Source organism: Nostoc linckia z4, assembly GCF_002608075.1.
Lineage (GTDB): Bacteria > Cyanobacteriota > Cyanobacteriia > Cyanobacteriales > Nostocaceae > Nostoc > Nostoc linckia.
This window is the reverse complement of record NZ_LAHA01000041.1, coordinates 1-14,343: the sequence shown is the minus strand read 5'-3', so window position 1 is coordinate 14,343 and position 14,343 is coordinate 1. Positions and strand designations below refer to the sequence as shown.

Here is a 14,343-nt window from a genome sequence, read left to right as displayed (position 1 = left end):
TGTCTTCGCGTTCTTTGTGTCCTTTGTGGTTCGTTATATCTAGTTTATGTCCATATACACCTATGCACTTCTACAACCCATCGCATCACCGCTTATTCTACCTTTAGGGATGGAAAGGAAGACCGAACTCGTTTATTCTTCTGGTTTAGCCGCGATCGTAGAGCCGGAAATCTCACTGGAAGCATTACAAGCAACCGATGAGCGTTTACTTCAAGCTGTATTAAACCACGATCGCGTAATTCGAGAAGTCTTTGAGCAAACTCCCCTGCTTCCCCTACGCTTTGGCAACGGTTTTACCTCGCAAGCAACATTGCTAAACCATTTAGAAAAGCACCAAGAGGAATATCAACAAACCTTAACTAAGCTAACAGACAAAGTTGAGTACACTTTAAAAGCTACACCCAGTAATTTGCTTGATGATTCTGACACGATTGATGCTAGGGGAAAAGCCTATTTATTAGCTAAAAAACAACGCTACCAAACACAGCAAGCATTCCAAGCACAACAAGGCCAACAGTGGGAAGTCTTGAACCAGTTAATTCTCAAAACATATACAAATGTTATCTGTGAAACTCAAAAGCCAGATGTGCGACAAATCCACTTTTTAGCACAGCGCAACGATTCAACAGTTAATACGCAGCAATTTTCCCTGTGGCAAGTACAATGCTCGCACTGGCAATTAGCACTGAGCGAACCTCTGCCACCGTATCATTTTCTCAAAAATACTCCCATATACAAGAAAGAATAAAGACAAGAAGATTTTTCTTTAATTTTTCTCTCTCAAAATATTGTTAACTTTTTAGTATTTTTTTATTTTCTTTTATTTATCTGTTGTTTTTGGGAACACTAAATCCAGGAAGAATAAAACACATTGTGTAAGTTTTACCTATTGCTCGATTGGAGCAAGATGAAACCAATTATTAGATTTATGTGAGGAAAATAAAATGGCTGTTGAAAAAGTGAACTCATCTTCTAGTCTGGCGGAAGTTATTGACCGCATTTTAGACAAAGGTATTGTAGTTGATGCTTGGGTACGTGTTTCTTTAGTTGGTATTGAACTGCTAGCAGTGGAAGCTCGGATTGTGATTGCTTCAGTTGAAACTTACTTAAGATATGCCGAAGCAGTTGGTTTAACATCTCAGGCTGCTGTTCCTGCTGCTGCTTAACACCACATTAAAAAAGGGAGCCTTAATTCATGGCTCCCATTTAATGTTTCTAGTTAACAAAATAGGAGATTTCAGCTGATGGCTCTGAAGAATTTATGGGAAAAAGAGCGAGAAGAGCGATTACAAATAACTGCTGAACGCCGTCAACAAATTAACCAGTGGAAACAGCTAACTCAACAAGAATTGCAGTTACAAGCAGATTTAATTCATCAAGAATTGAGCAGTTTTGTTACTAGCCTTCACAACAACAGAAAGTTACAACAACAGCAATTTCAGCAAGAAATTGTAGAGCGGCAATTGGAAATATTGCAAATCAAAACAGATGTCTGGCAACGCCAGCAAGAATACCGCCAACAGCGAGTAGCAAAGGCTCAGGAATTATTCCAAGATTTGCAAAATTTCCGGAAAATTTTACATCAAAGTGTTTGGGGTGATGGCAGTCACGAACAAACAGTTTCTCCAACTCTTGCTAAAAAAGAACAATTAGTGCCAACAGTTGCCAAATGGCCAATTTCCCGTTCTGCAATTAAAGCCACTGGTTTTCGTCCTGGTGTTAATACCATAACTAGAAAAGTGCCTGCCTTGAATGCAGATAATGTTAAATCGAAAGTGCAGCAATATATCCAGCAAGCCGAAGGAGCTACTTTAATAGAAATTGAAGAGGTGATAGGCTTAAGCCGGGTGCAAACCATAGATATCCTGCGCTCTTTAATCAAGCAAGGAGTACTAGAACAACGCGATCGCCAATACTTTATTCGGCAACCAGCAATTTCTTGACAAACTCGATTCCAGGTGACTTTTTGTATTTGCAGACGAGCGCTTAGGCGATTGTTTGTTTCTTTTGTCTCAAGTAGGCAGAGTAAGCAATCTATAAGCTTTCAAGCTGGTCTGGGATTCGTAGTATTCAACATTTCCGTCTTTTTAAGGTCTGTATTGCAACTATAATATATGCAATTTTTTTTCAGCATATATAACATGGCAGAAGTAATATAGATAACTTATGGCTAACTAAAAAAAGAGTTTAAATCTTGGTTCGAGTTTCTGGCTTTGAACTTTAAAAATGTTCCGATTGGAAAGGAATATAACAAATTGGGGTAGATCGAGGTTTTGAACTGTGTTCCCGCGATCGCATGATGAGGCTAGTCAGCTTGACTGTTGGAGGAATTCTAATATAAATGCAAAACTCAAGATATATAAGGAGGTGCGATCCATTGTGAATCAATTGATCGAGCAACTTCAAACAAAATTATTCACAGGCAAGCTGAATCTTGAATCAAGGGACGGGCCGAGTTGGACGCTATATTTTCGTTTAGGACGATTAATTTGGCAGGCTGGCGGTTCTAATGCCGATGAACGATGGCGACGGCACTTGTCGTACTACTGTTCTAATCTGGATCTGACACAGTTACAGGAGCTTGTCTCTCCCCAGGAAAGTTATCGTGAGTATTGCATTCTTAGTAAATTGCGAGAACAAAAATTAATCGAACAACAACAACTTGTTAGCCTGATTACAAGCTTAATAGCTGAAGTCTTGTTTGATATCATGCAGTACATTGAAGCCAAAAAAGATGGCAACAACCAAGCAAGGCAGTTGTCACCTACCACAGTTGTTGGTGCAGTTCCTGGATTTCTCCTAGCTGTAATACCAACTGAGGAAGTTTTGAAACAGGCTACACAAGCTTGGCAAGAATGGCGAGATGCAGGACTGGTTAATTACTCCCCTAATTTATATCCTGTTATTCAACAAATTGAGCTACTCCAAGGACAAGCATCCTCTAAACAGATTATTTCTTTAGTTGATGGCACAAAAACTTTACGAGGTCTAGCGCAAAAAAGAAGTCGGGATGTCTTAGCTTTAACTCGGTTATTGATGCCATTGGTCAAAACAGGGGCGATCGCTTTTTCACCCACCCCAAGGCTCAGGAAGATTGGCATTAGTCAAGAAACTAGCAACCAATCGAGTACAGTTAATAATTCCAATTTTTCACTGAAAACAGAAGAGGATACTGTTATCCAAACTGCTCCCCCACCGATTAGCAAACAAATTGTCAGTCCATCCAGTACAGTTAACAATTCCAATTCTTCACTGAAGACAGAACAGAACACTGTTATCCAAGTTGCTACCCCTGCAACTAACAGACAAATTGTCAGTCCATCCAGTGCAGTTAATAATTCCAATTCTTCACTAAAGACAGAACAGAACACTGTTATCCAAGTTGCTACCCCAGCGCCTAGCAAAGCAATTATTGATGCCTCAAGACCTTTAGTAGCCTGTGTGGATGATAGTCCGACGATCTGCCGCAGTTTGGAGGAAATTCTCAGCCAACAAGGTTACCGTTTTGTTGGCATTCAAGACTCTTTAACAGCAGTTTTAAAACTAATTAAAAGCAAGCCAGACTTTATTTTTTTGGATCTTTTAATGCCAAAAGTCAATGGCTATGAAATTTGTTCTCAAATCCGTAAAACTCCAAGTCTTAAAGATGTGCCGGTTGTCATCTTAACAGGGAAAGATGGAATAGTAGATCGGATGCGAACAAAATTAGTAGGGGCAACTGACTTTTTAGGTAAACCCGTAGAATCAGAAAAAGTACTCAATGTGCTGCACAAGTATTTAAGCGTTTAGGTTGAAGCGACAGCCATGCCAGTGGCTCCTCTATAGCCATATTCCAAACAGGTAATTGATGCCCAGTTTTGGCACAAGCAAGTATGAAAATTCTTAAACCTTCCTTCTGACTTGTTTTTGATTCATTTGTCGCAATTATGTTTCAAATTCTCAATTAAATAGTTAGGAATAAAAATGAAAAAAGTTCTTTTAGTGGAAGATAGCCTGACAGAATCCGAAAAGATGACACGTTACCTAGAACAAGGAGGATATTCAGTTTATGAAGTTCGCAGTGGTGAAGAAGCTCAACTGCGGTTGAAGCAACAGAAACCCGATTTGATCGTACTGGATTTGATTTTACCTGGTCAAAGTGGATTTGAGTTCTGCCGCAAGTTGAAAGGCGATCCGATAACAAAAGCAATCCCAGTAGTGATTTGCTCGACGAAAAACACAGATGTTGATAGAACTTGGGGCACTATGAGTGGTGCTGATGCGTATTTAGTCAAACCAGTAGATGAAAATACTTTGCTCCAGACTGTTAGTAAATTTATTCGCTAAAGGAAACTGTGGCAATGGTACAGGGCAATGATGGCTTTAAAGCGCTACCCATTCTGGAAAACTCCTCCCAAGGAAACAACCAGAGGTTTTTAAGATTTCCGTTAAATGGAAAGGTAAACGGGTTACTACCACTAGCAGATTTGCGGGGAGTAATTCAAGTTGCACTCACAGAGATTTTACCAGTGCCGCAGGTAGCAGAATTTTTGTTAGGCATCATGAATTGGCGGGGAGAAGCTATCTGGATTCTTGATTTAGCAGGTTTACTGGGAGCAACACACTGGTGTCGGCGAGAAAATGTCCGCAACTCTGGCATGGCGATGCTTGTTCAAATCCAGAATCAAACTGTTGGGCTGTTGGTGGAGCAAGTCAATACCATTGAAGTTTATGACTCCCAAGAGCGGTTAGCAATTTCGGCATCGATGTTACCCGCCCGACTTAAATCATTCTTGCAGGGTTACTTTATGGATGCTCAAGGTAGCCCTTTGATGTTAGTTGACACTCATACTGTGATTCAAACCCTTCAGTCTCTTTAAAGGAACTCCAAAAAATAAATTATTCCGCTTCAGGTTGTTGACTGTTGACTGTTGACCCTTCTCCTATGGTCGCCGCTACGCGTAGCTTGCTTCCACGTTCGCGGAGCGTCCCGGAGGGAAGTGGTACGACTTCGCTCAGGGTCAAGGCTGAGCGGAGTCGAAGCCTTGACCGTTGGCTGTGAACCTTGAACAGTCTTCTATGGAATATTTTTTACTTGGAAGTCTTTAAAGTTCGTTCTACTTATTAACTCCGACAACCTTAATAGCAACAAAGATTATGGTAACGCAACTCAATGTTACACCCAACCAACCACATTCTACCTCCGGCAATGGGCATACCGTTGGTTTACCTGGACAACAGCAAATCATCTCCACTCTAGAAGAATTGCGAGCTGAACTAGAGCAAGCTGATTGGGTGGAAACAGGGCCATTGCGGGATAGAATCCGCAAATTAAAAGAACTGCTGAGTGTGTTGCCATGTCAAGACAAAGGAGATCGATTTGAGGTAGAGCAAGTACAGGCCATCGCTAGTAAAATCCGCCAATATTCGGATTTAGATTCGTTGTTAGCGACTGCTGTCCTGGAGGTACAAAGCGCCCTGCAAGTCGATCGCGTCCTGGTGTATGAGTTTACGAATCCGACTCTGGGGGTAGTTGTTGCGGAGGCCATGAGGGATGGCTTTACCCCAATGGTGAAAGAAAAATTGCCCGCCGTCACTTTTGGCTTAAGTTCTGCCAAGCTTTATCAACAAGAAAAATTAGCAGCGATCGCGGATACCTACACTGCAAGTTTGTCTCCTTACCAAAAGCAGCTTGTGGATCGGTTTCAGGTAAGAGCTTGTTTGAGCTTGCCAATATTAACAAAAGATGGGGTTTGGGGTTTGTTGGTAGTGCAACAATGCACTGCTCCTCGCCAGTGGCAGAATGCTGAAATTCGCTCGCTCAAATTACTGGCGCAGGAATTAGAAGCACAACTACAAGTTGCCGCGATTCAAGCTACATTGCAACAAGAAGTAGAAAAAGACCAAATCCTTACCGATGTAGCGAGTAAAATTCTCCAGTCCAAAGATGTGGATGCCATATTTCGGGTTGCCACCCAAGAAGTGCGACAGTCATTAAAATGCGATCGCGTGACAATTTATCGTTTTCAACCAGATTGGAGTGGGGAATTTGTTGCTGAATCTGTTGGATCTGAGTGGGTTTCTCTATTGGAAGAACAGCGAAACAACCCTGCAATTATCAAGAACGTTAACTATTGCAGCGTGAGGAACTTTGCAGACGAAGGGGGATTAGTTGGGACAACAGGGCGATCGCACAGTGCAGATAGCTACATTCAGCACACCCAAGGCAAAACTTTCCATCGCGGACAGGTTTATCGAGTCACTAATGATATCTACAGTGCTGGTTTTTCTGACTGCTATGTCAAAGTTTTAGAAAGCTATCAAGCCAAAGCATACATTATTGTTGCCATCTTCCAGGGAGAACAATTGTGGGGCTTGTTGGCTGCTTATCAAAATTCTCAGCCTCGTCAGTGGAAAGATAGTGAAATTCGCCTGATGGTGCAGGTGGCATCTTTGTCTAGTATTGCTATTCAGCAGTTGCAATATCAGCAACAACTTTATCAACGATCTGAGGAATCAGCCAAGCTAATTGAACGAGAACGTACTGTTTTCGGCATCATTGAAAAAATTGGGCAAGCAACGGATCTCCGTACCCTTTTCCGCATTACCACCCAAGAATTGCGGCGATTTTTAAAATGCGATCGCGTTGTCATTTATCAAATTTATCCAGACTGGAGTGGAGAAGTTATCGCTGAATCTGTGGCTGCTGGTTGGCCGTCATTGTTGGAGATGCAGGAACAAGACGGCATTTTAAAAACAGGTCTGATATCTTCAGAACGGTGCAATATTAAGGATTATGGCTCCCCTATTAAACCTGATGGGGATACCTATCTTAAGGAAACCCAGGGTGGAGTGTACGCCAAAGGAACGCGCTTCCGTAAAGTCAACGATATTTCTGCTGCTGGTTTTTCGCCTTGCTATTTAGAAACATTAGAGAAGTTCCAAGCCAAAGCATACATTAATGTTCCCATCTTCCGCGCTGGTAATCTCTGGGGTTTGTTAGCAGCCTATCAAAATTCTGATGTCCGCAAATGGACTGATGAAGAGATTGGTGCTTTATTGCAGATTGGCGAATCCTTGAGCATTGCCCTCCAGCAAGCTGAATATATCGAACAGCTACGGTTAAAAAATATTGAAATGACCCAAGTAGCTGAAGTAGAAAACGCCATTGCGCGTATGGTGGATCGAATGCGCCATTCCCAACAGCCAGAAACCATCTACCGCACTACCTTGGCAGAATTGCGGCAATTATTCAAATGCGATCGCCTGGCTATATATCGCTTCAACTGTGACTGGAGTGGTGAATTTATTGCCGAATCTGTGGGAAGTGACTGGGTTCCTTTGGTTGGCCCCGATATCAAAACTGTATGGGAAGACGAACATTTACAGGAAACCCAAGGCGGACGCTATCGCAACAATGAAACTTTTGTTGTCAATGACATCTATGCTGTTGGTCATGCCCAGTGCCACATTGATTTGTTAGAGCAATTCCAAGTTAAAGCCTACACCATCGCCCCGATTTTTGCTGGCAACAAACTTTGGGGTTTATTAGGAGCTTACCAAAATAGCGGCCCGCGCCAGTGGAATTCCGAGGAGGTGCGATTGGTGACCAAATTGGGCATTCAGTTGGGGTTAAGCGTGCAGCAAACCGAGTACATCGAACAACTGAAAATGAAGAATGCTGAATTGGCACGGGCAGCAGAAGAGGAACAGATGCTGACAGCGATGGTGGAAAAAATCCGTCAAGCCCAGGATCTAGACACAATTTTCGAGAATGTACTGCCAAGTTTACGCAAACAAATCCAGTGCGATCGCCTAGCAGTATTTCGTTTCAATCCCGATTGGAGTGTGGAGTTTGTTGCCGAATCCGTAAAAGATAAATGGTTATCTTTAGCTGGTTCCGACATCAAAACAATTTGGATGGACGAACACTTACAAGAAACTCAGGGCGGACGCTATCGCAATCATGAAACCTTTATTGTCAATGATATTTACGCTGTCGGTCACGTCCAGTGCTACCTAGAGATATTAGAAAAAATCCAAGCCAAAGCTTACGCCATCGCTCCTATCTTTACTGGCAGCAAACTCTGGGGCTTTTTAGGAGCATACCAAAATACTGGCCCTCGGCAGTGGAAATCCAAGGATGTCCAACTGTTGCGAAAACTAGCTCTGCAAATGGGTATAGGTTTGCAACAGGTTAAGTATATCGAAAAGCTCAAGAACAAGAATGCAGAGTTAGCCAGAACCGCAGAAGGGGAACGAGCCTTGACAAGGCTGGCAGAAAAAATCCGCCAAGTTCAAGAGCTAGATACGATTTTCCGCAATGCCTTACCAGAATTGCGATCGCACTTGGAATGCGATCGGCTAGCCGTGTATCGCTTCAATCCAGATTGGGGTGGGGAGTTTATTGCCGAATCTGTAAGTCGTGAATGGGTAGCTTTGGTTGGCCCCGATATCAGGACTGTATGGGAAGACGAACACCTCCAACAAACTCAAGGTGGACGCTATCGCCACAACGAGACGTTTGTTATCAATGACATTTACACTTCTGGTCATGCCCAGTGCCACATAAAAATTCTAGAGCAATTCCAAATGAGGGCCTATATCATCACCCCGATTATTGCCGGAAACAAGCTCTGGGGTTTGTTAGGAGCATATCAGAATGACGGGCCGCGGCAATGGCAAGATAACGAAATCAATTTGGTAGCGAAAATCGGCACGCAGTTTGGGGTTGCCGTCCAGCAATCGCAATACTTACAACAAACCTTAAACAAGAATGAGGAACTGATAAAACTGGCAGAACGGGAAGTAGCAAATGCCCGATTTTCCTATCGCTTGCCGAGTCGGTTAACAGAGATGGCCCAAAGTCATGGTGATGTTCTAGAATTTGTCCAGTTTGCCACCCACGAACTTCGTCAACTGCTGAAAGTAGACCGAGTTGGAGTTTACCGTTTTGAGCCTGATTGGTCTGGAGAATTTGTAGTTGAGTCTGTGACTGGGGATTGGCCGAAGCTAGTGGGAACTAGCCTTGCCAGAGTTAGAGATACCTTTCTCCAGTACAACAAAGGCGGGCGTTATGCTCGTAAAGAAAGCTTGCGGGTTGACAATATATATGGTGTCGGTCATGACGAATGCCACATTCAATTGTTAGAAACCTGGGGAACTAAAGCCTACATGATTGCGCCGATTTTTCAAGAAGACCGGCTCTGGGGGCTGATGGGAGTTTATCAAAATAGCACATCGCGCCAGTGGGAGCAATCGGAGGAAGATGTTCTCAACCAAGCCAGCGTCCAGATTGGTATTGCCCTCAATCTGGCAGAGTATTTAAAACAGGTGCGTAGTCAAGAACAGCAACTAGCAGAAGCCGCAGAGCGCGAACGTACTGCAAGGGAAAAACTGCAACAAGGAGCAATACGCGTTCTCATGGCTTTGGAACCATCCTTCAGAGGGGATCTCACCGTTCGAGCGCCCTTATCCGAAGATGAAATTGGCACCATCGCCGATGGTTACAACACTACAATCCAAAGTTTGCGAGATTTGGTGCGACAAGTGCAGATTGCTGCCAGCAAGGTGAGTGAAAATTCCAGCCATAACACCACCTCAGTAGTACAACTATCTGACCAAGCTCAACAGCAGGTAGAACGGCTCGAACGCGCTCTGGAACAATTACAAATGATGGTCACTTCCACCCAGGTAGTCGCTGCTGATGCCCAACGAGTAGGACAGGCGGTGCATGAAGCTAATAGAACCGTCCAAGCTGGCGATTCTCTGATGGAAAGAACCGTAGATGGCATTTTAGAGATTCGGGAAACTGTGTCGGAAACAGCGAAGAAAATTAAACGCCTCGGTGAAGCTTCTCAGAAAATCTCCAAAGTAGTGAGTTTGATTGAAAACTTTGCCACTCAAACTAATTTGCTGGCGCTCAACGCTGCCATCGAAGCTACCCGTGCTGGAGAATATGGCAAAGGCTTCGCGGTGGTTGCAGATGAAGTTCGTTCTCTGGCTTATCAGTCAGCTAGCGCCACCACAGAAATTGAGCGACTCGTGCAAGAAATTCAAACTGGCACCAACGAAGTTACCGAAGCAATGGAAGTAGGCATTAGTCAAGTTGTCCAAGGCTCGAACTTAATCGATGAGACTCGTCATTCTCTGAGTGCCATCGTGGCAGCTACTAATGAAATTGGGGGATTGGTGCAAGGAATTACTCAAGCAGTTTCCACTCAAAGTCAGCAATCTCAGATATTGACAGAAGCGATGGTAGATGTTTCGGCCATCGCCCGCAAGACTTCCCAAAGTGCCATCCACATTTCCGATTCTTTTGAGGAACTACGGATGACTTCACAACAACTGGAAACCAGCGTTAGCCAGTTCAAAGTTGACTAAGAATTTTAGATTTTAGATTTTAGATTTTAGATTATTTCGGTTCATGCCCAGCGCAACAAATCCAAAATCCCAAATTGAAAATCCGACGCTCAATGACTTGCTAACGCTGCGCTATCGCAAATCTAAAATCAAAAATTGTTTGACTAATCTCCCAAAACTGCTATGAACCTCGATCCCACTAATCAAGAGCAGCTAGAGCAGGCTTTTCTGGCTGAAGCGGCAGAGTTGTTGCAAACCATTGAGCAGAATCTGATCGGTTTATTTGATGAAAAAACCACAGAAAAAGTTCACGCCTTGATGCGAAGCGCCCATACTCTCAAGGGAAGTGCTGCCAGTGTTGGACAGGAAACGATTAAGACAATTGCCCATCATTTGGAAGATGTATTCCAGGCGTTATACCCCCAAGAACTGGAAATAGATCCAGAATTGGGTGCTTTGCTTCTAGATGCTTATGAGTGTCTGCGAACTCCCTTGAGCGCAACTTTGATGGGCTTATCCTACAATGAGGCAGAAATACTCGATCGAACTGCCTCAATCTTTGCCCAACTCCAACATAAACTAGGCGACTTTTTTGGCCGTGAGGCTCCGCTTCCCAGTTCGGAAGAACTTGGTTTTGATGTGGTAGAGTCAATCTTTTCTGGGAGTGTACCCCAGGATTTGCAACAGTTGGCAGCTGACATCCAAAGCCAAGATCCGCAACAAATTCAAACAACACTCAACTCTCAAGCAGAATTTTTTGCCGAACTAGCAGCATCTTATAGCTTATTGGGATTGGGAGAAATTGCCCAAGCAACTCTAAACGCCCTGAAAGCGCATCCAGACAAAGTACTGCAAATCGCTCAAGTGGCTTTAGAAAATTTTCAAGCAGTTCAAGTAGCAGTACTCGCAGGCGATCGCACTCAAGGGGGAGAAATATCTCCCCAATTGCGAGAATGGGCAGGGCTAACTACTCCTGTCCCAGAATCACAAGAACAGCCAGTTTCCATAGCTACCCAACCAACACAAACCACTACAACTGAAAATCAGCCATCCCCCCTCCTCAGTGCCAGTGAAGCAGAATCAATTTGGTCATTTTTCCCGAAGCGGACTGATAATTCCTCACCGAAAGCACCGGAAGTACTGGAACCAATTTCTCAGGATGCGGTAGTAGTTACTTCTGCCATAGACCGGATTTTACAGTCAATCTGGATCGGAGACCAAGAGACATCCTGCCGCTACTCAGACTCAGAACGGCCTGCTTCTCCACCGCCAGCACCAAGCCTCCAGGCTCAGTCATCGGCATCACTTCCCAGTATCCGAGTCGCAATAGAACAACTCGATCGCCTCAGTCACACGATTGGGGAATTGCTAATCAACGAAAACCAACAAAACCTACAATCTAACCACATCCACAAAGCAGGTCAAGAAACTCTACTACAGTTTTTGTACTGTCAACAACAACTTAGTAAACTTGCTACTTGGTCGGATCGACAACTGCTTCCCGAACGCGCAAAGCAGCGATACCCACGCTGCTCAATTGTCCGTGCTTCCCCAACTGCCCAGGCACAATCTAAATTTGATGCCTTAGAAATGGATAGCTATAGCGAGTTGCACATTCTCCTACAAAATTTGACAGAAGACATGGTGCAATTAGGAGAACGGATTGAGGCTTTTAATACCTTAGTTCAGCAATCTCGTTTCAGTCTCGGCAAGCGCAAACAACTGCTCTCAGGAGCGCAGGAAGATTTACTGCAAGCCAGAATGGTGCCACTGGGAACAGTGTTGAATCGCTTTCCCCGCCTGCTGCAACAGATGGTAGCAACTTATCATAAGCCTGTTGAACTCAAGCTTGGCGGTACCAAGGTACTGGTGGATAAAGCCATTTCCGAGCTGCTGTACGATCCCTTGCTGCACATGATTCGCAATGCCTTCGACCACGGCATTGAACCGATAGAAACCCGCCGCCAGCAGGGCAAACCAGAAACCGGAACAATTACAATTCAAGCCTACCATCAAGGCAACCGCACTACTATTGAGGTACGGGATGATGGTCGAGGCTTAAACTGGGAATCCATTCGTCGGCAAGGTATAGAAAAACACCTATTAAATTCCGAAGAAGCCCCCTACGCCTCACAAGACCAACTCTCAGAGTTATTATTTGAACCGGGTTTTTCTACTGCTAAGCAAATTGGTGAGTTATCTGGCCGTGGTATCGGCTTAGATGTGGTTCGCACTCAATTGCAGGCTTTACAAGGTTCGATTGTAGTGCGATCGCTTTCAGGGCAAGGAACCACCTTTATCCTGCAATTACCCCTGAGCTTGACAACAGCACGCTTGCTGGTTTGTCAATCTCAAGGTATCACTTATGCCTTGCTATCTGAAGGAATTAGCCAGGTTTTATTACCGCAGCCAGACCAGATTCAAGTCCAGCAATCTTTACACGGGCAAGGCATCCAAAAATTCTGGCAGTGGGGAGAAGGGCAAAATCAGCAACTAGTTCCCATCCGCCCACTTGCCAATTTGTTGGATTATAAATATCCTTTATTCACCCAAGACCACAATTTAACCCTAAGTCCTTTTCCTGTTAAACAACGGAACACCGTCGAACCTTTATTGCTGTTGCAAACAGAGCAGCAATACCTATGTTTGCAAGTCGATCAGATTTTAGTCGAGCAGGAATTAGTGATTAAATCCCTCGGCAGAGTCGTGACTTTACCTAGTTACATCCAAGGCTACAGCGTCTTGGGAAATGGTAGCCTCACCCTCACCATTGACCCATTAGAGTTAGTTCGTCAAACCTGGGAGACAGATATGATGCCGACTTCCCCAGCATCAAGTCTAGCAACTAAACTATTGCCCACACTTGAGCCTGTTCTGACTCTAGAGGGGCAGCAATCCGAGCTAACCATAAGGCAACCGCAGCCAATGGAAGTCAATACAGCCGTTGCTCAACCCAACCGCTTGACGGTGTTAGTGGTGGAAGATTCCATCGTACAAAGGCAGAGTTTGGTGCAGACCCTCCAGAAAGCCGATTATCAAGTGTTGCAAGCAGGTGATGGTCGAGAGGCCATCGCCCAAATGCTTCAACACGGTAATGTCAATCTAGCAATCTGCGACATTGAAATGCCCCGGATGAATGGATTTGAGTTTTTAGAACACCATCGCCAAGACGAGCGTTTGTCAAGGGTTCCCGTGGTGATGCTCACAACCCGTAGCGGACAGAAGCACCGCCAATTAGCTTTAGCTCTAGGGGCGAAAGCTTACCTGACCAAACCCTATTCCGAACAGAACTTCCTAGCCGCGATCGCCGAACTGGTTAATAGCCCTTAGCGCAGTGTCACTGGGAAAGGGTAAAGGGGAAGGATAGGGGGAAGGGGGAAAGGGGAAAGGGGAAAGGGGAAAGGGAAGGAATGGAAAGGAAAAAAATTGAAACTTTTGAGGATTTAAAAGTATGGCAAAAAGGTATTGACTTAGTTAAGCAAATATATTTAAGGACTAAGGAAGGTGAACTGAGTAAAGATTTTGGTTTAAGAGATCAGTTAAGACGTGCAACCGTATCAATACCTACAAATATTGCAGAAGGATTTGAACGATATTCTCGCAAAGAATACTTAAATTTTCTAAATATTGCCAAAGGGTCTGCTGGTGAAGTTCGCAGTCTTTTAAGAGTAGCTTTAGAAGTGGGCTATCTAGACCAACCAACTTATACACAACTTTCTAATCAAGCTATGGAGTTGAGCCGTATGCTATCTAATCAAATTCAATCTATAAATCAGTCATTAAAACAATAAAATCTTTCCCCTTTACCCTTTACCTTTACCCTTTACCCTTTCCCCCTTCCCCCTTCCCCCTTCCCCCCTTCCCCTTTTCCCCTTTCCCCTTTCCCCTTTTAGTCTTTATGCTCAACACTCCCTTTCCGTTTAAGCGATTATCTGGCACTGTGAGCGAGAGCGACTCATTACGCGTCGTTGTTTTTGCCATACCAGATTATTTATTTGCCTT

General features: G+C 44.1%; 9 protein-coding genes. All 9 read left to right on the top strand.

Features of this window, described 5'->3' with window-relative positions; genetic code table 11:
* Positions 1–46: 46 nt before the first annotated feature.
* The 9 genes from VF06_RS25935 (at position 47) to VF06_RS25895 (ending at position 14,132) form a co-directional block, all read left to right on the top strand.
* Positions 47–748 (top strand): GvpL/GvpF family gas vesicle protein, encoded by a 702-nt coding sequence (locus VF06_RS25935; RefSeq protein ID WP_099068599.1) that lies wholly within the window; start codon positions 47–49, stop codon positions 746–748.
* A gap of 196 nt (positions 749–944) precedes the next feature.
* Positions 945–1,166, top strand: a complete 222-nt coding sequence (gene gvpA, locus VF06_RS25930) for a gas vesicle structural protein GvpA (protein WP_099068598.1) — start codon at positions 945–947, stop codon at positions 1,164–1,166.
* A 78-nt stretch (positions 1,167–1,244) separates the two neighbouring features.
* On the top strand, positions 1,245–1,943 hold the full coding sequence (locus tag VF06_RS25925) for a gas vesicle protein GvpC (protein ID WP_099068597.1): 699 nt from the start codon (positions 1,245–1,247) through the stop codon (positions 1,941–1,943).
* A gap of 436 nt (positions 1,944–2,379) precedes the next feature.
* Complete coding sequence (locus tag VF06_RS25920) at positions 2,380–3,789, top strand: response regulator (protein ID WP_099068596.1); 1,410 nt, start codon at positions 2,380–2,382, stop codon at positions 3,787–3,789.
* Positions 3,790–3,963: 174 nt separating this feature from the next.
* A complete protein-coding gene (locus VF06_RS25915) occupies positions 3,964–4,326 on the top strand; it encodes a response regulator transcription factor (protein ID WP_099068595.1) in 363 nt (120 codons plus the stop codon).
* Between the two features lie 14 nt (positions 4,327–4,340).
* Positions 4,341–4,859, top strand: a complete 519-nt coding sequence (locus VF06_RS25910) for a chemotaxis protein CheW (RefSeq protein ID WP_099068594.1) — start codon at positions 4,341–4,343, stop codon at positions 4,857–4,859.
* Between the two features lie 277 nt (positions 4,860–5,136).
* The gene (locus VF06_RS25905; RefSeq protein WP_099068593.1) at positions 5,137–10,362 is read left to right on the top strand and encodes a GAF domain-containing protein; all 5,226 of its coding nucleotides are present in this window, start codon (positions 5,137–5,139) and stop codon (positions 10,360–10,362) included.
* A 162-nt stretch (positions 10,363–10,524) separates the two neighbouring features.
* Positions 10,525–13,671 carry a hybrid sensor histidine kinase/response regulator gene (locus VF06_RS25900; protein ID WP_099068592.1) on the top strand — a complete coding sequence of 1,049 codons (3,147 nt, stop codon included), beginning with the start codon at positions 10,525–10,527 and terminating at the stop codon, positions 13,669–13,671.
* A gap of 80 nt (positions 13,672–13,751) precedes the next feature.
* On the top strand, positions 13,752–14,132 hold the full coding sequence (locus VF06_RS25895; RefSeq protein WP_099068591.1) for a four helix bundle protein: 381 nt from the start codon (positions 13,752–13,754) through the stop codon (positions 14,130–14,132).
* The last annotated feature ends 211 nt before the right edge of the window (positions 14,133–14,343 follow it).